The sequence below is a fragment of the Streptomyces sp. DH24 genome, assembly GCF_029813775.1.
Classification (GTDB): Bacteria; Actinomycetota; Actinomycetes; order Streptomycetales; family Streptomycetaceae; genus Streptomyces.
In genome coordinates this window covers 222,998-248,472 of record NZ_JARVKW010000003.1, presented here as the reverse complement: position 1 = coordinate 248,472, position 25,475 = coordinate 222,998, and the positions used below count along the sequence as shown (strand labels likewise).

Sequence of the window (25,475 nt, the reverse complement as noted above, 5' to 3'; positions counted from 1 at the left end):
CTCAGCCGCCGGCCAGCAGCACCGTGCCCATCAGCGCGAGGCCCGCGCCCGCCGCCTGCACGGCGCGCAGCCGCTCGTGCAGCACGCCCCGCGCGGCGAGCGCCGTCACCACCGGGTAGAGCGAGGCGAGTACGGCGGCGACCGTGACCGGGCCGTGCCGGGCGGCGATCGCGTAGGTGCCGTTGGCGGCCACGTCCGCCAGACCGACGAACGCCAGCGCGGGCAGCGAACCCCAGGGGAAGCCGGCCGGGGACAGCGCGGGCGCGCCGCGCCGCACGGAGACGTACAGGGCGAGGCCGCCCGCGGCCACGTTGGTCACGCGCTGCACGAACAGGGCGAGGAAGAGTCCGGTGAGCGTGGTCGACGCCTCGGCGATCAGGGCCATCACCGCGCCGAACCCGAACGCCGCGAGCAGCGTGAGCAGGACGGCCCGCCGCTGCACCGGGGCGCCGCCGCGGAACTGCGGGCCGCCCGCGAGGCACACCCCGGCGACGGCGACCAGGATGCCGGCGAGTTGCAGCGGGCCCGGGCGCTCGCCCAGGACCAGGCCCACCGTGACCGGGACGGCGACGCCGAGCGAGCCGAGCGGGGAGACGACGCCCATCGGGCCGAGGGCGAGCGCCTTGTAGAAGGCCAGCATCGCCACCGGGCCCACCAGTCCGGCGGCCACCGCGAACCACAGGCGCGGACCCGCCTCGCTCCAGGCACCCGTGGCGGCGACGACCGCGCCGAGCACGGCGACCGCGACGGACTGCGAGACGACGACCACCGTTAGCGCGGGTGTGCGCCGGGTGAGCAGCCCGCCGCCGAAGTCGGCCAGTCCCCACAGGAGGCTGGTGGCGAGGGCGAAGAGTGCTGTCATGGGACGGTTGCCTCGCAGTACAGTTCAGTGAACGATCGGGTGCATCACAGCATAGTTCACTGTGTTGCACTGCAACGTGCAAAATATTGTCAAGAAGTGTGGATGGAACGTGTCGGACCTCGACCTGCTGACCCAGTCCCTGGCGCGCAACGTCAAGCGCTGGCGCACCGAGCGCGGCTTCACCCTCGACGTGCTCGCCGCCCGTGCCGGTGTCAGCCGCGGCATGCTCATCCAGATCGAGCAGGCCCGCACCAACCCGAGCCTCGGCACGGTCGTCAAGATCGGTGACGCGCTCGGCATCAGCATCACCACCCTGCTCGACTACGAGCAGGGGCCGAAGGTCCGGATCGTCCCGGCGGACCAGGCCATGCGGCTGTGGCACACCGAGGCGGGCAGCTACAGCAGACTGCTCGCGGGCGCCGAGGCACCCGGCCCGCTGGAGATGTGGGACTGGCGCCTGATGCCCGGCGACAGCAGCGACTCCGACCCGCACCCGGCCGGCACCGTCGAGATCGTCCACGTCACCGCCGGCGAGCTCACCCTCACCGTCGACGGCGCCGACCACCTCGTACCGGCCGGCGCCAGCGTCACCTTCGAGGCCAACACCCCGCACATGTACGGCAACCGGGGCGACGAACCCACCGAGATGGTGCTCGCGGTGTCGGTGCCGCCGGTCCGCTGAGACGCCCCCTCGGGTGCCCCCGGTGCGGCGGTAGCCTGCGCTCATGCACGCACCGATCGGACACTTCGACAACGCCCGGCCCGCCCCCGACTGCCTCGACGAGCTGACCCGCCCGGTCGCCGACGCCGTACGCCACTGGAGCGGCGGCGTCCCGGCCGACCGGATCGTCTACGTCGACACCGACCCGCAGTGGGCCGACACCGCCGTCTTCGTGGAGCACTACGGCCGGGACCTGCTCGAACAGTCCGCCAACTGCGTCGTCGTCGCGGGCAGGCGCGCCGGGGAGACCACACTCGCCGCGTGCGTCGTGCTGTCCACCGCGCGGGTCGACGTGAACGGCGCCGTGCGCCGCCAACTCGGCGTGCGCAAGGCGTCCTTCGCCGCCATGGACGTCGCGACCGGGGAGACCGGCATGGAGTACGGCGGCATCACCCCGCTCGGCCTGCCCGACGGATGGCCGGTGCTGGTCGACCCGGCGGTCGTCGACCTGCCGTACGTGCTGGTCGGCAGCGGGCGCCGGCGCGGCAAGCTGCTGGTCCCGGGCAAGGCGTTCGCCGACCTGCCGGGCGCGGTGGTCCTGGAAGGCCTCGGGGTCGCCTGACCGCGGCGCTGCACTTCCGCGTCCGGGCGGGACAGGACTATGCCGTCGCGTGGTGCGCGAGCGGCAGGTGCGGGTCCGTCTCGCCCGGTACGGGCTCGGGGTCGGCGTGCACCAGGACGGCCGTGAGGCGCGGGACCGCGTGCAGCAGGGCGTGTTCGGCGTGGACGGCGACGCGGTGCGCCTCCCGCACCGACACGTCCCCGCGGACGACGACCGCGACCTCCGCGCGCAGCCGGTGTCCGATCCAGCGCAGCCGCAGTTCGCCCACGCCGCGCACCCCCGCGACCCCTTCGAGCGCCCGCTCCGCCCGGTCCACCAGCGCCGGGTCCACGGCGTCCATCACACGCCGGAACACCTCGCGCGCCGCGTCCCGCAGCACCAGCAGGATCGCGGCCGTGATCGCCAACCCGACGACGGGGTCGGCGAGTTGCAGCCCCAGGGCGGAACCGCCCGCGCCCAGCAGCACGGCCAGGGAGGTGAAGCCGTCGGTGCGGGCGTGCAGCCCGTCCGCGACCAGCGCGGCCGAACCGATCGCGCGCCCGACCCTCATCCGGTACCGGGCCACCCACTCGTTTCCCGCGAAACCGACGAGCGCCGCCACCGCCACCGCCGGCACGTGCGCGACCGGGCGCGGGTCCAGCAGCCGGTCCACCGCCGTCCACCCGGCGAACGCCGCCGACGCCGCGATCGTCAGCACGATCGCGATGCCCGCCAGGTCCTCGGCGCGCCCGTAGCCGTACGTGAACCGCCGCGTCGCCGCACGCCGGCCCAGTACGAAGGCGATGGCGAGCGGTACGGCCGTCAGCGCGTCCGCCGCGTTGTGCACCGTGTCGCCGAGCAGCGCCACCGAACCGGAGAAGGCCACCACCACCGCCTGCGCGAGCGCGGTGACGCCGAGCACCGCGAGCGACACCCACAGGGCGCGCATGCCACGGGCCGAGGATTCCAGGGCGGAGTCCAGCTTGCCGGCGGTCTCGTGGGAGTGCGGGGTGAGGAAGTGCGTCAGGCGGCGCAGGCCCGTGGGGGAGGGGTGGTGCCGGTGCTGATGGCCGTGCGCGTGGTCGTGGTCGTGCCGGTGGTCGTGCGCGTGCCCGGCATTTCCCTGGTGACGGTGGCTCACGAGGCTCCCCTTCCGGTGCGCGGAGGTGGACGCGGGCCGCCCACGACGCCATTATGTGCGTATGAGCGCACGCATGCACCTGTCACCTGCGCAGGATGCGCACCCGCGCAACCCCGGCGAGGAACAGTTCGCCCTCGCCGCGGAACTCCTCGCCCTGCTCGGCGACCGCACCCGCCTCACCCTGCTGCACGCGCTGACCGGGGGAGAGGCCGACGTCACGACACTCACCGAGGTGTGCGGGGCGGCCCGCCCGGCGGTCAGCCAGCATCTGGCGCGGCTGCGGCTCGCGGGGCTGGTCTCGACGCGCAAGGAGGGGCGGCGCGTCGTCTACGCGCTGCGGGACGGCCATCTGCGTCGGCTGGTCGACGAGGCGCTGAACGTGGCGGACCACCGGCTCAGCGACCGGCCGTCGCACGACTGAGGCACCGGTGGGCGGGCCGGGCCCACGTCACGCCCGCGGGTCAGGGGTCGGCGTCCTTGCCGACGTACATCTCGGCGAAGGCCGCCGCTGCCGACGGGGAGCCGAGGACGCGGCGCAGCCGGACCGGCGTGGTGCCCGCGCGGAACGGGTCGCCGGACGACGCCCCGTGGAAGACGCCCGACAGCCACTGCGAGAACTCCTGGTACTGCCACACCCGCGCAGACTCGCCTCCGAGTAGCCGTCCAGGCCCCGGACGGACGCCGCTCATCCCAGGCGCGGTATCTCGATCGCCGGGCAGCGGTCCATCACCATCTCCAGACCCGCCTCCCGGGTCCGCCCGTACGCAGCCTCGTCGACCACACCGAGCTGGAACCAGACCGCCTTGGCGCCCTTCGCGACCGCCTCGTCGGCGACCGCGCCCGCCAGGTCGCCGTTGACGAACACGTCGACCACGTCCACGTCGAAGGGAATGTCCCCGAGGGAGGCGTAGCCCTGCTCGCCGTCCACCGGCTCCGCCTTCGGGTGCACCGGCACGACGCGCTTGCCGAAGCGCCGCAGCACCTCGGCGACGCCGTACGCGGCACGGGAGCGGTTGTTCGACAGGCCCACCACGGCCCAGGTGTCGCCGAGGCCGGTGAGGATCCTGCGGACCGTTGCGTCGTCGCCGTACACACGGCCTCCTTGGGGTGGGCTGTCGCTGTCGTCCGGCACAACGGGCCGCGGCGCCCGATGATTCCCCGGGCGACCAAGGCCCGCTTCGACCGGCTCGCCGTCGCCTGCGCGGGCCGCGCGGAGATCACGCCGGACGGCCGGACCGGCGCCCGGAAGTGCGGTTTCCGGGGACGGCGGGGTGACGGCGGACGGCGAGGGCGCGCACGCCGGGCGCGGGGTGCGCACAGCGGTGTGTCCCGCCGGACTGCGTTCTGCCCTCCGGGCGCCTACGCTCGCCTCGTGTTGCGCATCACCGACGCCCGTAGCGGCGAACTCGTCGACGCCGCCCGGCCCCGCCGCGGCCTGACCCGGGTCGAGGCCCACACCTCGGGGTTCGACATCACGAACCTCCGTGTGCTGCTCGTCGCGGACACCCTCGTCCGCGCCCTGGAACTCGGCGGCACGCCCGTCTGGGCGCTGCTGTCCGGCGAGCGGGAACGTGCCGAGCTGCGGGCCGGGGCCGCCGCCCTCGGCATCCGCCCCTTCGAGGAGCGCACGGACGACACGGGAGGACTCGGCGAGGCCCGGGTCATCCATGTCGTGGCCGAGGGGAGCCCCGGCGCCGAGGGCACGCGGCTCGCGGCCGAGAGGGGCCCTGGGACCGACGGGACCGAGGCCGTTGCCGAGGAGGGGCCCGCATCCGACGGGGCCCGGATCATCGCCGAGGTCAGACCTGCATCCGACGGCCGCCAGGTCGGCGCCGAGGGCGGTCCCGCCCCCGACGGCGGCCAAGGTGTCGCGGGGGAGGGGCACGCACCCGGTGGCGGCCAAGGTGTTGCGGGCGAGGGGCACGCACCCGGTGGCGGCCACGTCCCGGGCGGGGACGGAAGGGAGGGCGGTTCCGAGGGCGGTCCCGCTTCCCGTGCCGGTCGCGGCGCGGGGCGGGGTGGCGCCGTGGCCGGCGGTATCCGTGTCGCCGTCGCGCCCGTCGAGCAGGTGGTGCCCGACGCGGCGGAGGAGCCCGACCCCGCCGCCCTGCGGCTCGCGCTGCTCACCCGGCCGAGAAGCGTGACCTGTCACCTGGACCCGGCCGCGCTGCACGACGCCCACGACACCCTCGTCCGCTGGCGCCGCGCGGTCGCCGGCTGGGCGCGCCTGCCCTCGCGGCCCGTCCCCGACGAGGTGCGCGCACGCGTGCGTGCCGCCTGGGAGGACGACCTGGACCTGCCCGGCGTGCTCCGCGTCCTGCGGGACGTCGGGAGCGACCCGGAGCTGCCGGACGGCGCCCGGTTCGAGACGTACGTGCACGCCGACCGGATCCTCGGCCTCGACCTCGCCCGCGACCTCGGCAGCCCGGCGTGATCGCGCGCTCCGGGGCGGGCCCGCTGCGCCGCCTCGTCGTCCTGCGGCACGCCAAGTCCGCCCGGCCCGAGGGCACCCCCGACCACGAGCGCCCGCTCGCCCCGCGCGGCCGACGCGACGCCCCCGCCGCCGGACACGCCCTCGCCGAGGCCGACCTGCTGCCGGACCTCGCCCTGTGCTCCACCGCCGTCCGCGCCCGCGAGACCTGGGAGCTGGCCGCCGGGCAGTGGGGCACGCCGCCGCCCGTGCGCCACGACCCCCGGCTGTACGCCGCCGGCGCCGACGAACTGCTGGCCGTCGTGCACGAGGTGCCCGCCGGGATCGCGACCCTGCTGCTCGTCGGACACAACCCCGGCCTGGAGGACCTGGTTCTCGGCCTGGCCGGGGACGGGCTCGGCGACACCCTGGAGCAGGTCCGCACGAAGTTCCCGACCTCCGCCGTCGCCGTCCTCGCCTGGCACGGCACCGCCTGGTCGGCCCTGGCCCCCGGCACCGCCCTCCTGACCTCGGTGACAGTGCCGCGCGGCGGCAAGAAGTAGCCGGTCGGCCGCCGGGCGTGGCCGGCGCATAGGCTGGCCGGATGCAGGACGAGTACCGCACAGTGGCCCACGCGGGCGTGCACGAGACCGAGGTCAACCGCTCCCGCTTCCTGTGCGCGCTCGCCCCGGCGGCCACCGAACAGCAGGCGCAGGAATTCGTCGCGGCGGTCCGCAAGCGGCACGCCGACGCCAACCACAACTGCTGGGCCTACGTCGTCGGCGCCGACGCCGGCATCCAGAAGGCGAGCGACGACGGCGAACCCGGCGGCACCGCCGGCGTCCCGATGCTCCAGATGCTGCTGCGCCGCGACATGCGGTACGTCGTCGCCGTCGTCACCCGCTACTTCGGCGGGGTCAAGCTCGGCGCGGGCGGACTGATCCGGGCGTACGGCGGCGCGGTCGGCGAGGCACTCGACGCGCTCGGCACGATCACCCGGCGCCGCTTCCGGCTCGCCACCGTCACCGTCGACCACCAGCGCGCGGGCAAACTGCAGAACGAACTGCGCTCCACCGGGCGCGAGGTGCGCGACGTGCGCTACAGCGAGGCCGTCACGATCGAGATCGGACTGCCCGACGCGGACGTGACCGCCTTCGAGGCGTGGCTCGCCGACGTGACGGCGGGCACGGCCCGGTTCGAACTCGGCGGCGAGGCCTACGGGGACGCCTGACACGCCGGACAAAGCGCGCCGACGGCACCCCGTGGCGGAAGACCCCGTCGGACTCGGGGCCTTGGCGGCGCGCAGGGCGGTCAAGGGAGGAGGCGACTCCGGCGACCGTGCAGCGGTTGCGGACAGCAAGCGGCGGCGGTCAAGGAGCTGCACGTTCCGTCTTCGGCATGTTCCGTCCTCGGCGCGGAAGGTGGTCCGCAGGACGGGGCCGGCCACCCGGTACGCCCAGGTGGCCGACCCCGTCGACCGGTGGATGACGACCGGGTCAGCGCTTGTCCGTACCGCCCTTGCGGCCCTTGGCGGGGGCCGCCCCGGCGTACTGGACGGCGGCGCCGGCGTCCGCGATGCCCCAGCCGTAGACCGGTGAGTAGACCCCCCTCAGTCCGGTGCCCGGCTGGCGGGCCGTGTCGAGCAGCGCGTCCTCGACGTTGGCCAGCGTCCGGCCCTGCGCGAAGAGCAGGGCGGCGACACCCGCGACATGCGGCGTGGCCATGGACGTGCCGGCGTAGTAGTCGTAGTCCCTCTGGCCGCAGGACGCGGACCCGGTGCCGGCCGGCACGGTGGACACGATGTCGTCCTTGCACGAAATCAGTCCCGCGCCGCCGGGAGCGGCGACGGCCTTCAGGTCGGGCTTGTTCGGCAGCTCGGAGAACCAGCTTTTCAGCTCGTTGCGGTCGGTCGACGCCACGCAGATGGCGCCGGCCTCCCACGCGGGGGTGCTGCACACGGGGGTGGCCGAGTTGCCGGCGGCGGCGACGACCGCCGTGCCCTTCGCGTTGGCGTACGCGATCGCGTCGGTCACCGACGACTCCAGGCCGGTGATGGTGAGGGCCTGCGTTCCCGCAAGGCCGCCGAGACTCATGTTGATCACATCGGCGCCGTGGTCGGCCGACCACCGTATGCCGGCGGCTATGTCCTCGAAGGTGCCGCTGCCCTCCTCCAGCACCTTGACCGGCATGATCCTGGCGTTCGGCGCGACCCCGGCGACCCCCGTGCCGTTGTTCGCGACGGCGGCCACGATGCCCGCGACATGGGTGCCGTGCTCGTCGCCGTTGTTCTGGCCGTCGGGGCCGCGGAAGTCGCCGTTCCCGCACGGCTGGGCCTGCTTGCCGCAGCCGGTGAACGTGGCGCCGGACACCAGGTTGCCCTTGAGGTCGGGGTGGGTCAGATCCACCCCGGTGTCCACCACGGCCACGACGGCACCCGTGCCGGTGCTGGCGGACCACGCCTGTTCGGCGCGGACCTGGTCCAGGCCCCACTGGTCGCCGCGCAGCGGGTCGTCGGTGCCTGCGTGCGCGAGGCCGGCCGAGGTGCTCAACAGTGCGGCGGCGCCGAGGAGCGACGCGGCGAGAGTGAATCTGCGGTTGTGGGACATGTGTTCCTCTCCTGGGTGACGGACGGGAGCACCGATGGTCAGCCGGTCTGCCGCGCGGTGAGGGTGAACTCGTAGTCGGCGCCGTACCGGTACAGCAGCCCGACGTAGTCGGCGCCCGGGGCGATCACGGCCTTCTGACCAGGAGTCACGAAGTCGCCGGTGATCGGCCTGCACGCCGAGTCGTGGAAGAACGTCCGCATGTCACCGAGTCGGCTCTCCGGCCCGGTGTACGACGCGACGTGCCGTCCGTCGCCCCGGCCGGCCGGCGGCTTCGTGGTCCACGCGTCTGTTCCCTGAGCGGCCGGTGGTGTGCCGCAGTCGGCCCGCCAGGAGGCCACGGTCGCGCCGGGACGGTAGGGCTCGGTGCCCGGCAGTTCGTGCTCGCGCCGCACCGCGAGCGCCTCGACGTCCGCGACGGACAGGCCGAACAGCGCGCGGTGCGCCCGGAGCCGGCTCCTCGCGGTCGCGCGCGGCTCGCCGGCCTGCGGACCGGTCAGATGTCCGCCGGGCGCCCGCACCGTCCGAGGGGTCCCGTATCCGGTGTTCCAGGGGGCTTTGGGCGACGCACCCTCCGGTGCGGACTTCAGCAGCGCCGCATCGGCCGCGAGTTGCTCCTCGGTGCGCGCCGGGGTGGGCAGGCCGTGCGGTACGGCGGTGGCTTCCCGCGGGACGTCACCGGCGACGGCGACCGCCGGGCCGGCCGGTTCGTCGCCGGTCGCGGAACTCGCGGCCGTCGGTGCCCCTGTCGGCGCGGCGGTGAGCGCGGACACGACCACCTTGCGGGATGCGTTCATGGGCAGTCCTCGGGCTGGAAACAGGGCGACGGCCGTGGCCCGTCCACGGAAATGAAAGCCCCCGTTCCGGCCCCCTGGACAATCCAAGAACTGCACCTATTCTTGCTCGAACCATGAACGAAACCGCTTCCGGGGCACGCTCGTTCCTACCGGAAACGTCCCATGCGTCCCTGGCCGAGAACGTGTCCACCGCCGTCCGGGAACAGCTCCGCGAAGCCGAGTCGGCCGCGCTCCGGGGCCGGTCCGACCTCGGTTTCGCAACGCTGCGCAACGCCCTTGCGGATGTGACGCGGCTCGCCGACGACGACCGGATCGCCCTCGCCGAGATGACCTCCATGCTCACCCGGTGGGGCGCGCCCGGCCCCGCTCCCTGGGCGTTCCTCGACGAGTTGGCCGCCGCGTGCCACAGCCCCCGCGCACGAGGCGCGGTGTTCCTCGCCCAGGCCCGGGCCGCGCGGGGCAAGGCGATGGCCGAGTACGGCACCCGTGCCCTCTTCGAGTTCACCGCGGCAGGCGACATCGGGGGACAGGCCCTCGCCCTGAGCCGCATGTCCTTCCCCGCCGACGCCGGCCTCAGCCCCTCCTACCGGTGGGAACTCGCCCGCCGGGCGCTGGCCCTGGCGAAACGTTCCGGCGAGCCGTGGATCATCGCCCTCGTCGCCGGCATGCACGCCGCGTGCGAGACCTACCAGGGGCACAAGCGCGCACCCAAGCGCTGGCGCAGGGCCGCCTCGCTGCTGTCGGCCGACCTCGACGCGGTCACCGGCGAGGTCGCCTCATTGAACTACCTGAACTGGGCGCTGACCTGTGCGTACTGCGGGGACTACCCGACCGCCCTGGAGGCCGTGGCCCGGGGCCGGGTGGTGGGCCGAGGGCCCTGGGTCAACAAGTTCGCCGCGGTCGAGGCGCTCGTGCGTCACCGCACGGGAGACCTGGACGCCGCGCGGCGGCAGGCCGAGGTCGCGATGACGGGCACCGCACCGGGCATCCGCGAACTCGGCAGCGCCGTCGCCGCCGCGGTGACGTTCGAGACGGCCCGCCGCCTGCGGCACGACAACCTCGAAGCGGTCGTCACGATGGCGTACGCCACCTCGCCCCCGTGCGGCGCGAGCGCGGCGGCGACCCTCGCGTACATACGGCACGCCCGCCGCGAGCCGCGCCCGGCGCGCGGGCTGCCGCAGCTCCTGCGGAAGGCGCGCGATGCCGGACACCACTTCGGCTGGGAGGACGCCCTGCTCGCGTTGACCGAGATCGCACCGGACGCGGCCCGGGACGAGGCCGCCGCCATGTCGCGGTTCTGGTCGCCCCATCCGCGCGCCGTCGCGATCCGCGCGGTCGTCGAGGGGCACCTCGCCGGCAAGCGCGGCTGGGCCTCCCTCATCGAGGGCGCGGACGCCCTCGCCGGCATGGGCGAACCCATCACCGCCGGCCGTGCGTACCACGCCGCCGCCAGAGTCGCCCCCTCCCCGGCCGGACTGGCCCACGCCCGCGACCGCGCCGCCGAGCTCCTCACCGCGGCCGGAGCCGACAGGTCACTGGCCACGCTCGCCCGCGACCGCTCCCTGCACCGCGGCCTGCTCCACGTACCGCACAACCAGCGCCACCAGGTGAACGCCGGACTCACCCCCCGCGAGCGCGACGTCGCGGTGCTCGCCGCGCAGGGGTTCACCGCGGTGGAGATCGCAGGCCATCTGGGCATCACGGTCGGAACCGCGCGCAACTACGTCATGAACGTCCGCCGGAAGTTCGGCTCGGTACCCAAAAGACGACTGGCCCAGGTACTCGGCATCGTCGGCGACCTCGACTGAACGCCTCCGTGACGAAGACCGCCCCACTCTCACCCCCTGACGCGCACCAGCCGGCCGAACTGCCGGAAGCGGTCCGGAGCGTCTGCGAACAGCCGCTCGAACTGCCGGTGGTGGCCCAGGTCACGTCCTAGCGTGCCCGTACGCACTTTTGTCGTAGGCCAGTTCAGGAGGTTCGACATGAAGTACACCGTTCGTCCCACCGCCGGGGGTGCCGCGGCCACCGTCGCGGCTGCCGCGCTCGTTCTCGGGGGAGCGGGCACCGCGTCCGCGGCACAGCCGTCGCCCGGGCCCCAGCGGATCGCGTCGGCTCAGCTGCAGACGCACCTCACCATGGCCGTCGAGCTGGAGCGCACGGTCACCGCCTGCCCCGCGGGCTGCGCCGGTCAGATCGTGTAGCAGGCCCACCGGATTCGTGAGGAGGTCGAGATGAGCACCGCGGAACGCTCCGGAACAGACGGACTGTGGTGTCCGAGCGGCAGGGCCGACGCACCGGAGTCGGTGGTACTCGGCGTGCGCTCAGGGCAGAACGCGGAGGTCGTGTACCTCGCCGACCCCGTGCCGGCCAGGGACGTCCTCCCGGTCGTCCCGAAGGACGTCGAGCCGACCCGGGTGCTGCGCTTCGCGTCGCACTGCGTCAGCGACTGTCTGCACCGCAGGGGCAATGACTGCACCCTGGTGGAGCGGGTGGCGGTGACGCCGGCGGACGAGAGCCGGAGCGTACCGCGGTGCCATCTGCGCGCTCACTGCAAGTGGTGGGCACAAATCGGTGTGGACGGCTGCCGCCGGTGCCCGGCCCTGGCGACAACCGTCGTGGCGGGTGACGACCTGGGCGTGCTGGTCGCCGACCCCGGCACCACCCAGCAGCAACTGGACGCGTGGATCGCGAAGTCCGAGGCGGACGCCCCCGCGCGGAAGGCGGACACCACCCGGGAAAACCCGGCCGCCCACGCGGTACGCAGGACCGCCTGACCTACGCGGGGAAGCTGATTCAGCCCTGCCGCCGGTCGGCGCGGACGAACGGCGTGATGGCGGTGGCGGCCCGCCGCCCTGAGTGTCAGCATGCCAGTCCGTGGTTGCCGGGTCGCCTGCCTACGGGCCCGTCGCCCGCCTCGGGCAAGGGCTCGCCGGGCGCCTTGACGGGCGCCCGGCTCGGACCGGTCGTCAGTTGGCGGGCATCAGGACGGCGTCGATGACGTACACGTTGGCATTGGCGGTCTTGACGCCGCCGCAGACCACCTCGGCGGAGTCGTTGACGGTGTACGACTCGGCGGAGCCGCTGGTCGTGATCCTGCCCTTTTCCAGGGTGTCGAAGGTGCCGTTGGACAGGTCGCCCGGCGTGAGCTTCTCGCCGACGACGTGGTAGGTGAGGATCTTCGTCAGCTGGGCCTTGTCGTTGAGGACCTTGTCCAGGGTCGCCTTGGGGATCTTGTCGAAGGCGTCGTTGGTGGGGGCGAAGACGGTGATGTTCTGCGCGCTGTTCAGGGTGTCGACCAGTCCGGCCTTCTTGACGGCGGTGACGAGGGTGGACAGCGCCGGGTTGTTGGAGGCGGCGGTGGCCACCGGGTCCTTGGCCATGCCGTCGAAGGAGCCCGCACCGTTCTCCGGCACCGCCGAACAGGCCGGGCCGAAGGGCTGGTCGGCCGTGGACGCGTCACCGGAGCCGGTCATGTCGTCGTCGGAGGCGGACGTCGACGCCGGGGCCGAGGACGACGCCTTGGCGGAGGAGTCGGAGGAGTCGCTTCCGTTGTCGGAGCAGGCGCTGAGCGCGATGGGCAGGATGGCGACGGCGGCCACGGCGACGGGGATACGGCGGATACGGGTGTTCATGGTGTGTTTCTCCTGTGGTTGACGCGGCGGATGCCGCGACGTTGACGGGGGCAGGGGTGTGGTTTCTGGGGGTCAGCCGACGGTGACCACGACGGAGTGCCGGCCGCTGGCGCCGTCCGGGACGGTTCGCGTGCGGCGTTCGGTCTGCAGCGCACCGGTGCGGTCGGTGGCGCGGACGGTGAGGGTGTGACCCCCCTTGGTGGCCTTCCAGGGGAAGGACCACTGGCGCCAGGTGTCGCGGGTGTCCTCGGCGGCCAGGGTGGCCCCCTGCCAGGGGCCGTCGTCGACGCGCACCTCGACCTTGTCGATGCCGCGGTGCTGGGCCCAGGCGACGCCGGCGACCATGACGGTGCCGGCCTCGGGCCGGGCGAACGGCTTGGGGGTGTCGATGCGGGACTGGGTCTTGACCGGAGCCTTGCGGGCCCAGCCGCGTCTCACCCAGTAGGGGTCGTAGGCGTCGAACGTGGTCAGTTCGATGTCCTTGATCCACTTGCAGGCGGAGACGTAACCGTAAAGGCCGGGCACCACCATCCGGACGGGGAAGCCGTGCTCGAACGGCAGCGGTGCGCCGTTCATACCGAGGGCGAGCAGCGCGTCGCGGCCGTCCATCACGTCCTCCACGGGGCTGCCGATCGTCATCCCGTCCACCGAGCGGGCCACCAACTGGTCGGCCGGGCCACCCCTGGAGGGCGGCTTCACTCCGCACTCGGCCAGCAGGTCGGCAAGGCGCACGCCGATCCAGCGGGCGTTGCCGACGTAGGGGCCGCCCACCTCGTTGGAGACGCAGGTCAGGGTGATGTCCCGTTCGACCGCCTCGCGGCGGAGCAGGTCCGCGAAGGAGAGGGTGACCGGGCGGGTGACTCCCGTGCCGTGGATGCGCAGACGCCAGGTGTTCGCGTCGACCCTGGGCACCACCAAGGCGGTGTCCACCCGGTAGAAGGCGCTGTTCGGGGTCGTGAAAGGGCTGACGCCCGCGACCCTCACCTGGGTGCCCTTGGGCAGCGGGGCGGCCGGTGAGGCGGGGACGGGCAGCACGACGTCCTCGCGGGACGCGGCAGCGTCCCGGCCGCTTGCCGCGCCGAGGGCGCGTCCCAGAGCGCCCGCCCCCGCCGATGCGGCGGCTGCGGCGGTGGCCGCGATCACGAACCCACGGCGGTCCCAGCCGGCCGCCTCGTCAGGATCGGGTCCGGTGCCGGCCGTGGCTTCCGGACGGTCCGCCGATTCGTGGCCGGCCGTGGCTTCCGGACGGTCCGCCGACGGCCGCAGGCGTCCGATGAGGAAGTACAGCAGCAGCGCTCCGGCAAGAGCACCCGCCAGGGAGGGCACCGCATCAGCCGGCCCGGAAGAGTCCGGCCTGCCGACAGCGGCGATCGCACCGACGACGCCGATGACGAGGACACCCCCGGCACCCGCGCGCCGGTACCGGAGCGCGAGCACCCCGAGCGCCAGCGCGAACAGCGTCAGCACGGCAAGGATGCCGAGCTGGAGCACCAGCTTGTCGTTGGTGCCGAAGTGCCGGATGGCCCAGTCCTTCACCGCCGCCGGTGTGCGATCGATGGCCGCGCCCCCGACAGCGACGACGGGCCCGGCCTGCGGACGCACCCACGCGGACACCAGCTCGGCCACCGCCAGCGCGGCACACCCGGCCAGAGCACCACTGAGCGCGCCCAGCGCGCCGCGTACCGGCCGAGGCCGGATGCCGGCCTGCCGTGGATTCCTCTTGTCGTCCTTCACACCGGGAATCCGGTTTCCATGAGCGTGCGGATTGGTCGTTCCACCGATCTGGTGCGTCTTTTTTCCGCACCAGTCCCACCGCCCACCGGCTACGGATGTACGGGGTGGACAGACGAAATCGGGTGCTCGTCCGGTGGAGTTCACCGGACGAGCACCCGACCATGGTTCGGCCGACGCTACGGGCGCTTCGCCTCATCCCGGGCAGGGCAGTTCCGCCCACACGGTGTGTCCCCGGCTCGCCGGGCGGTCTCCCCAGGCGCGGCAGACGGCGTCGACGACATACAGCCCCCGGCCGCCCTCCGACAGGGCGAACGACGGGTGCCGCCACCGGGCGCGGACGGCGTCGACGTCGATCACCGTGCCGCTGTCGGACACCTCGATCCGCACGGACCTCGCTCGCCCAGGGGTCCATTGCAGGGTCAGGGCGATGCGGACGGGCGGCCTGCCGTGGCAGTAGGCGTTGGCCACCAGTTCGCTGAGGACCAGGCCGGCCTCGTCGGCCAGCTCGTCCACCCCCCACTCGGTCAGTTGCCTCCGCACGCCGGCTCGAAGCTCCGACAGGTGGGATGCCCGCCCCACCTGGTCGTGGGTACCGTTCATGGCCGCTCCCTCATGGGCTCTCCCGGGTAATCCGTCGCCCGCCCGCCTGCGGATGGGTCGCCGCGGGTACCTGATTGCGGGCGTGCGAGTGTGGCGCGCGTGCCGCGGAGCGCACGTGCGGACAGGCGCTGTGCCAACGTGCTGGTCGGTGTGACTGCGATGGCGCGGGATCAGCCGCGGAAAAGGGGTAGTCGGACCAATCCGCCGGCCGAGCAGCCTCGGATTCCACCCGGGACAGTGCACACCGCGGGAGGAGCCTCGTGAAAGAACCGGTCCACATCGGCAGAAAACCCTCCGCCGAACCGGACCTGCAACAGCTGGTCAGCAGCGTGGCCCTCGGTGATCAGGAGGCCTTCGCCGCCGTGTACGACGCGGTGGCGGGCCCTGTGCTGGGCGTCGTGCGCAGCGTGTTGCGGGATCGGGCACAGTCGGAGGAGGTCATGCAGGAGGTTCTGACCGAGGTGTGGCGTACCGCCGCGCGCTACCGGCCGGACCGGGGTACCGCGATCAACTGGATCCTCACTCTGGCTCACCGGCGGGCGGTGGATCGCGTCCGCTCCGTGGAGGCCTCGGCCGCACGCGACCACAAGGCGGCGCTGCTGGATCAGCTGCCGGAATACGACGAGGTCACCGAGCAGGTCCAGACCCGTCTTGAGCGGGAGCAGGTGCGGCGCTGTCTGCGCACCTTGACCGAGCTGCAGCGGCAGGCTGTGACCATGGCCTACTACCGCGGGCTGACCTACCCGCAGGTCGCGGAGGCCCTGGCATTGCCCCTGGGGACGGTGAAGACACGTCTGCGGGACGGACTGATCCGGCTGCGTGACTGCCTGGGGGTGACGGCGTGAGGACCACCGAGGATCTGCACACGCTGACCGGAGCGTACGCGCTGCACGCGCTCGGCGAGGACGAGCGCGCCGCCTTCCAGCGGCACATGAAGAACTGCCCGCCCTGCGCACAGGAGGTCGCCGAGTTCTCCGCCACGGCGACCCGGCTTGGCCTGGCGGTGTCGGACGCGCCCCGTCTCGCATCGCGCGAGCAGGTGCTGCGGCGCATTTCCGGGGTGCGGCAGGAGCCACCGCGTACGGACGAACCGGTGCGGTCCCGGTGGACGGTGGCGGTGCGCGCTCGGCGGGCCTCCCAGTGGGCACTCGCCGCGTGCGTCGCCGCGGTCGCCGCCTTCGGCGGTCTCGCGGCGTGGCAGCAGGACCAGGCCGATCAGGCACGCACCCGGGCCGAGCGGGCGGAGGCGAGGGCCGAGGGCATCACCGCGGTGCTGGCCGCCCCCGACGCGCGCACCACGACAGCCCGCCTCGCCGACGGTGCCAGTGCCACGGTCGTCGTCTCCCGCAGCCTCAACCAGGGGGTCTTCGTCCCGGCGGGGATGGGGCGGCCACCGAGCGGCAAGGTGTACCAGCTCTGGCTGGACGACCACGGCACCATGCGTTCCGCCGGCCTGATGGACCCGGACCGCCCCGGCCAGGCCGTGTTGCTGCGCGGCCCGGTCGAGAAGGCGTCGGGCCTGGGCATCACCGTGGAGCCCGCCGGAGGCTCCGCCCGGCCGACCTCGGCCCCGATCGCCCTGGTGACCCTCCCGGTCTGAGGCCGCCGTACCGGACCCTCCCCGGGCAGGAGGGTCCGCCGACGCGGCTCTCACCTCCTCGGTGGCAGCGGGAAGGAGCCGTTGGCGCGCGCGGCGCAGGCGGCGTATCCGACTGCCGGCCATGTGGCGTCCCACAAGCCGTTCGCCGCCTCCGCACCAGTGGGCCGGCGCATCAGCAGCGGAGGGTTCGCGGCACGGGGCGGCGGGGCCGGCCGCTGACGAGCACCGCGGAACAGCCCCACCTCACGCGGAAGTCGCCGAATCGGCGCCACCGAGGCTCACGAGGAGGGCGAGTGGCGCGATGTCCCGGTGCCGGCGCGGCGAGCCGCGGACCGCGCACACGCCGCGCCACCTCTCCGCGCTCAGCGCCGTCGCCGGTGGAGCAAGCCATATGTGGTCATCCGCCCCGGACGCTGATGGCAGACTGAGGTCCGTGACGGATCAGGTGCCGGGGGCGCCGACGGGTCGGTGCCGACCACGAGGGCTGTGTTGGTCCGGTGCTGACCACGAGAGCGGAGTAGGGGGACACGTGCAGGTCGGAGCGGTGTCTTGAGAATTCTGCACACTTCCGACTGGCATCTCGGCCGGGCGTTCCACCGGGTGAACATGCTCGGGGCGCAGGCCGAGTTCATCGGTCACCTCGTCACCACCGTGCGGCAGCGCGAGGCCGACGTGGTGGTCGTGTCGGGGGACGTGTACGACCGGGCGGTGCCGCCGCTCGCCGCCGTCGAGCTGTTCGACGACGCGCTGCACCGCCTCGCCGCCCTCGGCGTGCCCACGGTGATGATCTCCGGCAACCACGACTCGGCCCGGCGGCTCGGCGTCGGCGCCGGGCTCATCGGCCGCGCCGGCATCCACCTGCGCACCGATCCGGCTGCCTGCGGCACGCCGGTGGTGCTGTCCGACGCCCACGGCGACGTGGCCTTCTACGGGCTTCCGTATCTCGAACCCGCCCTGGTCAAGGACGAGTTCCGCGTCGAGAGGGCGGGCCACGAGGCCGTGCTCGCCGCCGCCATGGACCGCGTCCGCGCCGACCTCGCCGCACGCGCGCCCGGCACCCGGTCCGTCGTCCTCGCCCACGCCTTCGTCACCGGCGGCCGGGGCAGCGACAGCGAACGGGACATCACCGTCGGCGGGGTCGCGGCCGTGCCCGCCGGGGTCTTCGACGGCGTCGACTACGTGGCGCTCGGACATCTGCACGGCTGCCAGACCATCACCGACCGCGTCCGCTACTCCGGCTCCCCGCTGCCCTACTCCTTCTCCGAGGCCGACCACCGCAAGAGCATGTGGCTCGTCGACCTGGCGGCCGACGGGGCCGTCACCGCCGAGCGCGTCGACTGCCCGGTGCCCCGCCCGCTCGCCCGCATCCGGGGCACCCTGGAGGACCTGCTCGCCGACCCCGGCCTCGCCCGGTACGAGGAGGCGTGGGTCGAGGCCACCCTGACGGACGCGGTCCGCCCCGCAGATCCCATGGCCCGGCTCACCGAGCGCTTCCCGCACACCCTCACCCTCGCCTTCGACCCCGAACGCCGGCCCGACGACCCCGACGTGTCCTACGCCCGGCGCCTCGCGGGCCGCGACGACCAGCAGATCGCGGAGGACTTCGTCGCCCACGTGCGCGGCGCGGCCCCCGACGAGCACGAGCGGGCGGTCCTGCGCGACGCGCTCGACGCGGCCCGCGCGGACGACGCGGTACGGGAGGTCGCGCGGTGAGACTGCACCGGCTGGACATCACCGCCTTCGGCCCCTTCGGCGGCACCCAGACCGTCGACTTCGACGCGCTGTCGGCGGCCGGCCTCTTCCTGCTGCACGGTCCCACCGGCGCGGGCAAGACGTCCGTCCTCGACGCCGTCTGCTACGCGCTCTACGGCTCGGTGCCCGGCGCCCGGCAGAGCGCCGGACAGGGCATGAACCTGCGCAGCGACCACGCCGCGCCGGCCACCCGCAGCGAGGTCACCCTCGAACTGACCGTCGCCGGACGCCGGTTGGAGATCACCCGGCAGCCACCCTGGGAGCGCCCCAAGAAGCGCGGCTCGGGCACCACCCTCGACAAGGCCCAGACGTGGCTGCGCGAGTACGACGCCGTCGCCGGGACCTGGAAGGACCTCAGCCGCTCCCACCAGGAGATCGGCGAGGAGATCACCCAGCTGCTCGGCATGAGCCGGGAGCAGTTCTGCCAGGTCGTGCTGCTGCCCCAGGGCGACTTCGCGCGGTTCCTGCGCGCCGACGCCGAGGCCCGCGGCAAGCTGCTCGGCCGCCTCTTCGACACGCGCCGGTTCGCCGAGGTGGAAAAGCGCCTCGCCGAACGCCGCCGCGCCACCGAGGCCCGGGTGCGCGACGGGGACACCGAACTGCTCGCCGACGCACACCGCATGCAACAGGCCGCGGGCGACGCCATGGAACTGCCCGAGCTGGCCCCCGGCGACCCCGGCCTGGCCGACGCCGTCCTGAGCGCCGCGGCCGTCGCCCGCAGCACCGCCCGTGAACAGCTCGCCGTCGCGCACAGCCGCCTCACGGCCGCCGAGTCCGCCCGCGCCGCGGCCGACCGCGCGCTGCACGACGTACGCGAACTCGCCCGGTTGCAGCGCCGGTTCGGGGAGGCGAGCGAGCGTGCCCGGCGGCTGGAGGAGCGGGCCGACGCCCACCGGCAGACCGAGCGGCGCATGGCGCGGGGCCGCAAGGCCGAGACGGTGGCGCCCGCCCTGGACCTCAGGGAGTCCGCCGACGCCGAGCACCGGCGGGCCACCGCCGAGGAAGTGCGCGCGCGTGCCCTGCTGCCGGACCGCCTCGCCGACGCCGGCGCGGCCGGGCTGGCCGCCGCCGCACGCCGCGCCGCCGAGGAACTGGGCGGCCTGGACGCGGCCCGCCGCGCCGAGCAGCGACTGGCCGGGCTCGTCGCGGAACGCGCCGACCTGGACCGGCAGGAGCGCGTCGACGAGGACGTCCGGCAGGAGGCGGAGGCCTGGCTCGCCGACTGGGAGGCGCTGCGCGCCGGGCTCCAGGCCCGCATCGACGCCGCCCAGGAGGCCGCGACCCGGGCCGAACAACTCGCAGTGCAGCGCGAACCGGCCCGGCGGCGGCTGACCGCGGCCCGGCAGCGCGACCGGCTCGCACTGGACACCGACGCCGCCCAGCGGCAGGCCCTCGCCTCGGCCGAACGGGCCGTCGAGGCGCGCGCGCACTGGCTCGACCTCAAGGAACAGCGGCTGACCGGCATCGCCGCCGAACTCGCCGCGAACCTCACCGACGGCGAACCCTGCGCCGTCTGCGGAGCCACCGAACACCCCGCGCCCGCCCGCAAGGTCGCGGGCCACGTCGACCGGGACGCCGAGGAACGCGCCCTCGCCGCCCACCAGCGGGCCGAGGAGCGCCGCGCCGAGGACGAGCGCCGCCTCGGCGTCGTGCGGGAGGCGCTGGCCGCCGCGACCGCCGAGGCCGGTGACGCGCCGACCGCGCGCCTGGCCGCCGAGGCCGACCAACTGGAACGGGAGTACACGCGGGCCCGCGAGGCCGCCTCCGGGCTGCACGCCGCGCAGGAGGAGCTGCGCCGGGCCGGGCACGAGCGGGAGCGGCGCGTCGCCGTCCAGCAGGAGGCCGCCGTCCGCGCCGCGTCCAGGGTGGGACACCGCGAGCGGCTGGACCGCGAAAAGGCCTCCCTGGAAGAGGAGTTGGCGCGGGCGCGCGGTTCCCTGGACAGCGTCGCCGCCCGCGCCGCCCAGCTGGAGCGGCAGGTCGCGCTGCTCACCGACGCCGCCGACCGCGCCCGTGCCGCCGAGGACACCGCCCAGCGGCTCAAAGAGGCCGACTCCCGGCTCGCCGACGCCGCGTTCCGCGCCGGCTTCGACACCCCGCAGGACGCCGCGGCGGCCCTGCTCGACGACGCCGCCCACCGCGAACTCCAGCACCGGCTCGATGCCTGGCAGGCGGAGGAGGCCGCCGTGCGCGCCGTCCTCGCCGAGGCCGACACCGCGGCCGCCGCCCAGGCCCCGCCCGCCGACGTCACGGCCGCCGAACAGGCGCTGGCCGAGGCGGACCGCCGACTGCGCGACGCCGTGTCCGCGCGGGACGCCGCAGCCCGCCGCTGCGCCGAACTCGACCGGCTCTCCGCCCGGGCCGCGGCGTCCGTACGGCGCCTCGGGCCGCTGCGCGAGGAGCACGACCGCATCGCCCGGATGGCGGGCCTCGCCGCCGGGACGTCCGCGGACAATGAGCGGAGGATGCGCCTGGAGTCCTACGTGCTGGCGGCCCGGCTGGAACAGGTCGCCGCCGCCGCGACCGCACGCCTGCAACGCATGTCGTCCGGCCGCTACACCCTCGTCCACTCCGACGACCGCACCGGCCGCGGCCGCAGCGGCCTCGGGCTGCACGTCGTGGACGCCTGGACGGGCCGGGAGCGGGACACGGCGACGCTGTCCGGCGGCGAGACGTTCTTCGCGTCCCTCGCGCTCGCCCTCGGCCTCGCGGACGTCGTCACCGACGAGGCGGGCGGGGTGCGCCTGGACACCCTCTTCATCGACGAGGGCTTCGGCAGCCTCGACGACCAGACCCTCGACGAGGTCCTCGACGTGCTCGACTCGCTGCGCGAACGGGACCGCAGCGTCGGCATCGTCAGCCACGTCGCCGACCTGCGGCGCCGCATCCACGCGCAGCTGGAGGTCGTCAAGGGCAGGTCCGGCTCGGTGCTGCGCCGGCGCGGGGTGCGCTGACCCCAGCGGCCCAAGGGCCCAGCAGCCCAGCAGCCCAGCGGCCCAGCGGTTCAGCGATTCAACGGCCCAACGGACGCCGGGGCAGCGGGGAGGAGTACACGATGCTCGTGGTCACCGAACCCAGGGCGCCGATACGGCCCGAGACCTCCTCCAGGTGCCGCATGGAGCGGGCGGCGACCTTGATGACGAAGCAGTCGTCGCCGGTGACGTGGTGCGCCTCCAGGATCTCCGGCGTCGCCTCGACCAGGTCGTGGAACGGCTTGTAGTTGCCGGTCGGATAGCGCAGCCGCACGAACGCCAGGATTGGCAGACCCAGCCGGTCGGGGTCGACCACGGCCGCGTACCCCTGGATGACGCCCGCCTCCTCCATGCGGCGCACCCGTTCGGTGACCGCGCTCGGGGACATGGAGACGGCGCGGGCCAGCTCGGCGAAACTGGCCCGGCCCTCCCGCTGGAGGACGTCGAGGATGCGCCAGTCGGTGGCGTCCGGGGAATACGTGGTCATCAACGAGGGATAGCAGGGCAATCCACGGCGTGGCAAGGGATGCGCCGGGGATCGTCCCTTCAGAGCGGCGGTTCACGGCCGTAGATTTCCGGTCGTCGGCTCCCTGAGGGAAAGGCCACCGCCATGAGCTCCGCCAACCCCGTCCTGCGCGTCCCGCCCGCGGCGCCCGCCGAGGCCGCCGCCCACTTCCGCGCGAGCCTCGCCTTCCACGCCGACGTGTCCGACGTCGCCGCGGCGCTTGCGGCAGGCGGCGACCCCGGGTTCGTCGTCCTGGACTCGCGCTCCACCGAGTCCTGGGACCAGGGGCACGTCCCGGGCGCCGTCCACCTGCCCACCGGGCTCGTGCCCGAGCGGGCCGGACGGCTCCTCGACAGGTCCGTGCCGGTCGTCACGTACTGCTGGGGGCCGGGCTGCAACGGTGCCACCCGCGCCGCCCTCGCGCTCGCCGAACTCGGCTACCGCGTCAAGGAGATGCTCGGCGGCTTCGAGTACTGGGTGCGCGAGGGCTTCGAGTTCGAGACCCGGCACGGCCGCGAGCGTCGCGCCGCCGACCCGCTGACCGCGCCCGCCGGGGCCGACTGCGGTTGCTGACGAGGGAGTTGAGGCGCCGCGGGAGGTCATGTGCAGGTAGGTTTTGCGCATGGTGCGTTACGCGGAACCGGGCGTGGTGGAATGGGTCGATTCGGGCGGCGGGCCCCTGGTCGCGGTACCCGAGACGGTGCTGCCGTTCTGGACGGGGGCCGACGGCGAGGAGACCGCCTCGGACTACGACCGGGCCTGCGAGGTCGACGGCCACGTGGGGCTGCTCCCGGTCGGTGACTGCACGGCCCTGGTCTTCGGCGACGAACCCGCCTCGACCGCCTTCCTGCCCGACCACGGCGCCTTCGTCCGCTGGTCCGCCGCCGACTCCGAGGCGGAGCTGCTGGGCAGTGTGCCCGAGGCCCTGCGGGTGGCGGACTGGTCACCGGAGGTGCGGTGGAACGTGCCGGGTCCGGTGCGGCTGTTCGACGCGGCCTGGCCCGGCACCGCCGACGCGGGCACCGGCCATGTGCGGATCGCCCTCGACCCCGGGCACTACGCGGTCCGCGCGGCCCACGTGCAGCCGGGCCCCGAGACCTGGCTGGGGCTCGTACACCTGCGGCGGCTCACCTAGCGACGGGTGCGCGAAAGGCCCCGGCCGCCCGTCGGGAAGGGGAGCCTGCCGTCCTCCCGGCGACCACGCGGCGTCGCCGGACATCCACGTGCGCCGCGGGCCGCGCCGCCCATCATGGGCGTCCATGCCCAGGCTTCCGCATCCCTCGCCCCGGGAACTGCTCCGGGACTCCCTGCCCCGAGGGCGGATTCCGCCGCTGCACACGGGCCGCGCGGGGCGGCCGGCCCCGGACGCCGGCCGCCCCGCACCGCTCACAGCCGGGACAGCTCGTCCACCAGGTCGTCCAGGCCCAGCGAGCCCTGCGACAGGGCCGCCATGTGCCAGGCCTTGAGGTCGAAGGCGTTCCCGTGCCGCTCGCGGGCCTTCTCCCGGCCCAGCAGCCAGGCCCGCTCACCCAGCTTGTAGCCGATCGCCTGGCCCGGAATGGTCAGATAGCGGGTCAGCTCGCTCTCCACGAAGTCCGCCGGACGGCTGCTGTGCGCGCCGAAGAACTCCTGCGCCAGCTCCGGCGTCCAGCGCTCACCCGGGCGGAACGGCGAGTCCGCCGGGATCTCCAGCCCCAGGTGCATGCCGATGTCCACGATGACCCGCGCGGCCCGCATCATCTGCGCGTCCAGGTAGCCGAGCCGCTGCTCCGCGTCCGTGAGGAAGCCCAGCTCGTCCATCAGGCGCTCCGCGTACAGCGCCCAGCCCTCCGCGTTGGCGCTGACCAGGCCGATCGTGGCCTGGTAGCGGGACAGGTTCCCGGCGACGTACGTCCACTGCGCGAGCTGGAGGTGGTGACCCGGCACGCCCTCGTGGTACCACGTCGACACCAGGTCGTAGACGGGGAACCGGGTCTGGCCCATCGTCGGCAGCCAGGTGCGGCCCGGCCGGGAGAAGTCCTCCGACGGGGACGTGTAGTACGGCGCGGCGGCGCTGCCGGGCGGGGCGATGCGCGACTCCACCTTCCGTACCGGCTCGGCGAGTTCGAAGTGCGTGCCGTCGAGCTTCTCGATCGCCTCGTCCATCAGGCCCTGGAGCCAGCCGCGGACCTCCTCGACGCCCTCGATGTGCCGGCCGTGCTCGTCCAGGTGCGCCAGCGCCTCCCACGGCGTCGCGGCCCCCGGCAGGATCTTCTCGGCCTCCTGCTTCATCTCGCCGAGGATGCGGTGGAACTCCGACCAGCCGTAGGCGTACGCCTCGTCCAGGTCGAGGTCCGTGCCGTTGTAGTAGCGCGACCAGCGGGCGTACCGCTCGCGGCCCACCGTGTTCGGCGCGCCCTCCACGGCCGGCGCGTACACGTCCCGCATCCAGTCCCGCAGCTCCACCACGGCCGCGGTCGCGCCCCGGGCCGCCTTGTCCAGCTCGGCCCGCAGCGCCTCGGGGCCGTCGGCGGCGAAGTCCTCGAACCAGCCACGGCCCGCGCCCGTGTCGGCCCACTCGGCGAGCTGCCCGACGAACGTGGCCGTCGGACGCGGAGCCGCGTACAGCTTGCGTTCCAGACCGAGCGCGAGGGACGCGCGGTACCCCTCCAGCGCGGCGGGCACCGCGCGCAGCCGCTCGGCGATCGCCGCCCAGTCCTCCTCGGTCTCGTTCGGCGTCACCGAGAACACCTCGCGCACCGAGTGCGCCACCGTGCCCAGGTTGCCGACCGCACGCAGCCCCTCGTCGGCCTCGTGCACGGCGAGTTCGGCGGTCAGCCGCTCGCGCAGCAGCCGGGCGCACCGGCGCTCGATGTCGCTGTCCGCACCGGGCCGGCGCTCGGCCTCGTCGAGCCGGGCCAGCGTGGCCCGCAGCAGATCCGCGACGGCCTCCTGACCCGCGGGCGACAAGTCGGGCAGCCTGCTCGAACTCTCCTTCACGCCGAGGTAGGTACCGGTGATCGGGTCGAGGGCGATGAGGTCGTCGACATAACGGTCGGCGACCTCGCGGGGCAGCGGGCTCTTGGTGTCAGACATGCCGACCATCCTCGTACGAGGACCGCCGCACGTCACTCGGATTGAGCCGAGGGCGAAGGCGGCAGCAGCGGCCCGCACTCCCATTGCTGGAAGATCAGCCGCGTCTCCACCCGGGCCACCTCCCGGCGTGAGGTGAACCCGTCCAGAACCAGCCGCTGAAGATCGGCCATGTCCGCGACGGCGACATGGACGAGATAGTCGTCGGGGCCGGTCAGGTGGTACACGGTCCGCGACTCCGGCAGCGCCCGGATCCGGTCCACGAACGGACCCACCAACTCCCGCCGGTGCGGCCTGACCTGCACCAGCAGCAGCGCCTCCAGGCCCCGGCCGAGCTTCGCCGGGTCCAGCCGCAGCCGGTGGCCGAGGATCACCCCGGCCCGCCGCAGCCGCGTCACGCGGTCCAGACAGGTCGACGGCGCGACACCGATCTGCGCGGCGAGATCGCGATAGGTGGTCCGGGCGTCGTTCTGCAGCAACCGCAGCAGATGAAGATCGACCGGATCCAGTACGACAGATTCGGACATCGG

Annotated in this window: 25 protein-coding genes and 3 pseudogenes; 16 read left to right on the top strand and 12 right to left on the bottom strand. The window is 74.0% G+C overall.

Annotated elements, in window-relative coordinates; all coding sequences use genetic code 11:
- Position 1 precedes the first annotated feature (1 nt).
- Complete coding sequence (locus QC282_RS03720) at positions 2–862, bottom strand: DMT family transporter (protein ID WP_279547716.1); 861 nt, start codon at positions 860–862, stop codon at positions 2–4.
- A gap of 109 nt (positions 863–971) precedes the next feature.
- On the opposite strand from QC282_RS03720, the gene QC282_RS03715 reads away from it, so the two are divergent.
- Entirely contained in the window at positions 972–1,544 is a 573-nt protein-coding gene (locus QC282_RS03715) for an XRE family transcriptional regulator (protein ID WP_279547715.1), read from the top strand.
- Between the two features lie 43 nt (positions 1,545–1,587).
- Positions 1,588–2,145 (top strand): YbaK/EbsC family protein, encoded by a 558-nt coding sequence (locus QC282_RS03710; protein ID WP_279547714.1) that lies wholly within the window; start codon positions 1,588–1,590, stop codon positions 2,143–2,145.
- A 37-nt stretch (positions 2,146–2,182) separates the two neighbouring features.
- Here QC282_RS03710 and QC282_RS03705 read toward each other — a convergent pair whose 3' ends face one another.
- Positions 2,183–3,265: a cation diffusion facilitator family transporter gene (locus QC282_RS03705; protein ID WP_279547713.1), complete on the bottom strand. Its 1,083-nt coding sequence runs from the start codon at positions 3,263–3,265 to the stop codon at positions 2,183–2,185.
- 61 nt (positions 3,266–3,326) lie between these two features.
- Between QC282_RS03705 and QC282_RS03700 the strand changes: the two genes are divergently transcribed.
- Positions 3,327–3,686, top strand: coding sequence for a metalloregulator ArsR/SmtB family transcription factor (locus tag QC282_RS03700; RefSeq protein WP_279547712.1), 360 nt, complete (start codon positions 3,327–3,329; stop codon positions 3,684–3,686).
- 40 nt (positions 3,687–3,726) lie between these two features.
- On the opposite strand, the pseudogene QC282_RS03695 reads toward QC282_RS03700, so the two are convergent.
- Together QC282_RS03695 and QC282_RS03690 are read right to left on the bottom strand one after the other, a co-directional pair.
- Positions 3,727–3,903: pseudogene (locus tag QC282_RS03695) on the bottom strand (4-hydroxybenzoate 3-monooxygenase); the annotation flags it as partial.
- A 47-nt stretch (positions 3,904–3,950) separates the two neighbouring features.
- A complete protein-coding gene (locus QC282_RS03690; RefSeq protein WP_279547711.1) occupies positions 3,951–4,358 on the bottom strand; it encodes a CoA-binding protein in 408 nt (135 codons plus the stop codon).
- Positions 4,359–4,637: 279 nt separating this feature from the next.
- On the opposite strand from QC282_RS03690, the pseudogene QC282_RS03685 reads away from it, so the two are divergent.
- From QC282_RS03685 to QC282_RS03670, 4 genes and pseudogenes are all read left to right on the top strand, one after another.
- Positions 4,638–4,949, top strand: a pseudogene (locus QC282_RS03685) (hypothetical protein); the annotation flags it as partial.
- Positions 4,950–5,282: 333 nt separating this feature from the next.
- Positions 5,283–5,699 (top strand): annotated as a pseudogene (locus tag QC282_RS03680) (hypothetical protein); the annotation flags it as partial.
- Positions 5,696–6,238: a histidine phosphatase family protein gene (locus tag QC282_RS03675; RefSeq protein ID WP_279547710.1), complete on the top strand. Its 543-nt coding sequence runs from the start codon at positions 5,696–5,698 to the stop codon at positions 6,236–6,238. The pseudogene QC282_RS03680 and the gene QC282_RS03675, both read left to right, overlap by 4 nt.
- 41 nt (positions 6,239–6,279) lie before the next feature.
- Positions 6,280–6,906, top strand: coding sequence for a YigZ family protein (locus QC282_RS03670; protein WP_279547709.1), 627 nt, complete (start codon positions 6,280–6,282; stop codon positions 6,904–6,906).
- A 265-nt stretch (positions 6,907–7,171) separates the two neighbouring features.
- Here QC282_RS03670 and QC282_RS03665 read toward each other — a convergent pair whose 3' ends face one another.
- Together QC282_RS03665 and QC282_RS03660 are read right to left on the bottom strand one after the other, a co-directional pair.
- On the bottom strand, positions 7,172–8,281 hold the full coding sequence (locus QC282_RS03665) for a S8 family peptidase (protein ID WP_279547708.1): 1,110 nt from the start codon (positions 8,279–8,281) through the stop codon (positions 7,172–7,174).
- A gap of 38 nt (positions 8,282–8,319) precedes the next feature.
- The gene (locus QC282_RS03660) at positions 8,320–9,075 is read right to left on the bottom strand and encodes a hypothetical protein (RefSeq protein ID WP_279547707.1); all 756 of its coding nucleotides are present in this window, start codon (positions 9,073–9,075) and stop codon (positions 8,320–8,322) included.
- Positions 9,076–9,188: 113 nt separating this feature from the next.
- On the opposite strand from QC282_RS03660, the gene QC282_RS03655 reads away from it, so the two are divergent.
- The 3 genes from QC282_RS03655 to QC282_RS03645 all read left to right on the top strand — a co-directional run bounded on the left by QC282_RS03655 (position 9,189) and on the right by QC282_RS03645 (position 11,852).
- Complete coding sequence (locus QC282_RS03655) at positions 9,189–10,883, top strand: helix-turn-helix transcriptional regulator (RefSeq protein WP_279547706.1); 1,695 nt, start codon at positions 9,189–9,191, stop codon at positions 10,881–10,883.
- Positions 10,884–11,060: 177 nt separating this feature from the next.
- A complete protein-coding gene (locus QC282_RS03650; RefSeq protein WP_279547705.1) occupies positions 11,061–11,279 on the top strand; it encodes a hypothetical protein in 219 nt (72 codons plus the stop codon).
- Positions 11,280–11,309: 30 nt separating this feature from the next.
- The gene (locus tag QC282_RS03645) at positions 11,310–11,852 is read left to right on the top strand and encodes a hypothetical protein (RefSeq protein WP_279547704.1); all 543 of its coding nucleotides are present in this window, start codon (positions 11,310–11,312) and stop codon (positions 11,850–11,852) included.
- A gap of 192 nt (positions 11,853–12,044) precedes the next feature.
- Here the strand turns inward: QC282_RS03645 and QC282_RS03640 are convergent, their stop codons facing one another.
- The 3 genes from QC282_RS03640 to QC282_RS03630 all read right to left on the bottom strand — a co-directional run bounded on the left by QC282_RS03640 (position 12,045) and on the right by QC282_RS03630 (position 15,044).
- Entirely contained in the window at positions 12,045–12,710 is a 666-nt protein-coding gene (locus tag QC282_RS03640; RefSeq protein ID WP_279547703.1) for a fasciclin domain-containing protein, read from the bottom strand.
- Between the two features lie 72 nt (positions 12,711–12,782).
- Positions 12,783–14,408 carry a molybdopterin-dependent oxidoreductase gene (locus tag QC282_RS03635; RefSeq protein ID WP_279547774.1) on the bottom strand — a complete coding sequence of 542 codons (1,626 nt, stop codon included), beginning with the start codon at positions 14,406–14,408 and terminating at the stop codon, positions 12,783–12,785.
- Between the two features lie 228 nt (positions 14,409–14,636).
- Positions 14,637–15,044 (bottom strand): ATP-binding protein, encoded by a 408-nt coding sequence (locus QC282_RS03630; RefSeq protein ID WP_279547702.1) that lies wholly within the window; start codon positions 15,042–15,044, stop codon positions 14,637–14,639.
- Between the two features lie 260 nt (positions 15,045–15,304).
- Here QC282_RS03630 and QC282_RS03625 point away from each other — a divergent pair, with 260 nt between their 5' ends.
- The 4 genes from QC282_RS03625 (at position 15,305) to QC282_RS03610 (ending at position 21,350) form a co-directional block, all read left to right on the top strand.
- Positions 15,305–15,889, top strand: a complete 585-nt coding sequence (locus QC282_RS03625; RefSeq protein WP_279547701.1) for a sigma-70 family RNA polymerase sigma factor — start codon at positions 15,305–15,307, stop codon at positions 15,887–15,889.
- The gene (locus QC282_RS03620; RefSeq protein ID WP_279547700.1) at positions 15,886–16,644 is read left to right on the top strand and encodes an anti-sigma factor; all 759 of its coding nucleotides are present in this window, start codon (positions 15,886–15,888) and stop codon (positions 16,642–16,644) included. Before QC282_RS03625 ends, QC282_RS03620 begins: the two co-directional genes overlap by 4 nt.
- A gap of 549 nt (positions 16,645–17,193) precedes the next feature.
- The gene (locus QC282_RS03615) at positions 17,194–18,357 is read left to right on the top strand and encodes an exonuclease SbcCD subunit D (RefSeq protein ID WP_279547699.1); all 1,164 of its coding nucleotides are present in this window, start codon (positions 17,194–17,196) and stop codon (positions 18,355–18,357) included.
- Positions 18,354–21,350, top strand: a complete 2,997-nt coding sequence (locus QC282_RS03610) for an SMC family ATPase (protein WP_279547698.1) — start codon at positions 18,354–18,356, stop codon at positions 21,348–21,350. Before QC282_RS03615 ends, QC282_RS03610 begins: the two co-directional genes overlap by 4 nt.
- Positions 21,351–21,408: 58 nt before the next feature.
- On the opposite strand, the gene QC282_RS03605 is transcribed toward QC282_RS03610, so the two are convergent.
- Entirely contained in the window at positions 21,409–21,855 is a 447-nt protein-coding gene (locus QC282_RS03605) for an Lrp/AsnC family transcriptional regulator (protein WP_279547697.1), read from the bottom strand.
- 123 nt (positions 21,856–21,978) lie between these two features.
- Between QC282_RS03605 and QC282_RS03600 the strand changes: the two genes are divergently transcribed.
- Together QC282_RS03600 and QC282_RS03595 are read left to right on the top strand one after the other, a co-directional pair.
- Positions 21,979–22,446: a rhodanese-like domain-containing protein gene (locus tag QC282_RS03600; RefSeq protein ID WP_279547696.1), complete on the top strand. Its 468-nt coding sequence runs from the start codon at positions 21,979–21,981 to the stop codon at positions 22,444–22,446.
- Between the two features lie 49 nt (positions 22,447–22,495).
- Entirely contained in the window at positions 22,496–23,008 is a 513-nt protein-coding gene (locus tag QC282_RS03595; protein WP_279547695.1) for an immunity 21 family protein, read from the top strand.
- Positions 23,009–23,259: 251 nt separating this feature from the next.
- Here QC282_RS03595 and QC282_RS03590 read toward each other — a convergent pair whose 3' ends face one another.
- Together QC282_RS03590 and QC282_RS03585 are read right to left on the bottom strand one after the other, a co-directional pair.
- Positions 23,260–24,948: a DUF885 domain-containing protein gene (locus QC282_RS03590; protein ID WP_279547694.1), complete on the bottom strand. Its 1,689-nt coding sequence runs from the start codon at positions 24,946–24,948 to the stop codon at positions 23,260–23,262.
- Between the two features lie 32 nt (positions 24,949–24,980).
- Complete coding sequence (locus QC282_RS03585) at positions 24,981–25,472, bottom strand: Lrp/AsnC family transcriptional regulator (protein WP_279547693.1); 492 nt, start codon at positions 25,470–25,472, stop codon at positions 24,981–24,983.
- Positions 25,473–25,475 lie beyond the last annotated feature (3 nt).

Coding starts and splice junctions, on each gene's coding strand:
- QC282_RS03720 (WP_279547716.1), bottom strand. CDS start 862: ATGACAGCACTCTTCGCCCTCGCCACCAGCCTCCTGTGGGGACTGGCC.
- QC282_RS03710 (WP_279547714.1), top strand. CDS start 1,588: ATGCACGCACCGATCGGACACTTCGACAACGCCCGGCCCGCCCCCGAC.
- QC282_RS03700 (WP_279547712.1), top strand. CDS start 3,327: ATGAGCGCACGCATGCACCTGTCACCTGCGCAGGATGCGCACCCGCGC.
- QC282_RS03670 (WP_279547709.1), top strand. CDS start 6,280: ATGCAGGACGAGTACCGCACAGTGGCCCACGCGGGCGTGCACGAGACC.
- QC282_RS03665 (WP_279547708.1), bottom strand. CDS start 8,281: ATGTCCCACAACCGCAGATTCACTCTCGCCGCGTCGCTCCTCGGCGCC.
- QC282_RS03660 (WP_279547707.1), bottom strand. CDS start 9,075: ATGAACGCATCCCGCAAGGTGGTCGTGTCCGCGCTCACCGCCGCGCCG.
- QC282_RS03655 (WP_279547706.1), top strand. CDS start 9,189: ATGAACGAAACCGCTTCCGGGGCACGCTCGTTCCTACCGGAAACGTCC.
- QC282_RS03650 (WP_279547705.1), top strand. CDS start 11,061: ATGAAGTACACCGTTCGTCCCACCGCCGGGGGTGCCGCGGCCACCGTC.
- QC282_RS03645 (WP_279547704.1), top strand. CDS start 11,310: ATGAGCACCGCGGAACGCTCCGGAACAGACGGACTGTGGTGTCCGAGC.
- QC282_RS03640 (WP_279547703.1), bottom strand. CDS start 12,710: ATGAACACCCGTATCCGCCGTATCCCCGTCGCCGTGGCCGCCGTCGCC.
- QC282_RS03630 (WP_279547702.1), bottom strand. CDS start 15,044: ATGAACGGTACCCACGACCAGGTGGGGCGGGCATCCCACCTGTCGGAG.
- QC282_RS03605 (WP_279547697.1), bottom strand. CDS start 21,855: ATGACCACGTATTCCCCGGACGCCACCGACTGGCGCATCCTCGACGTC.
- QC282_RS03600 (WP_279547696.1), top strand. CDS start 21,979: ATGAGCTCCGCCAACCCCGTCCTGCGCGTCCCGCCCGCGGCGCCCGCC.
- QC282_RS03595 (WP_279547695.1), top strand. CDS start 22,496: ATGGTGCGTTACGCGGAACCGGGCGTGGTGGAATGGGTCGATTCGGGC.
- QC282_RS03590 (WP_279547694.1), bottom strand. CDS start 24,948: ATGTCTGACACCAAGAGCCCGCTGCCCCGCGAGGTCGCCGACCGTTAT.
- QC282_RS03585 (WP_279547693.1), bottom strand. CDS start 25,472: ATGTCCGAATCTGTCGTACTGGATCCGGTCGATCTTCATCTGCTGCGG.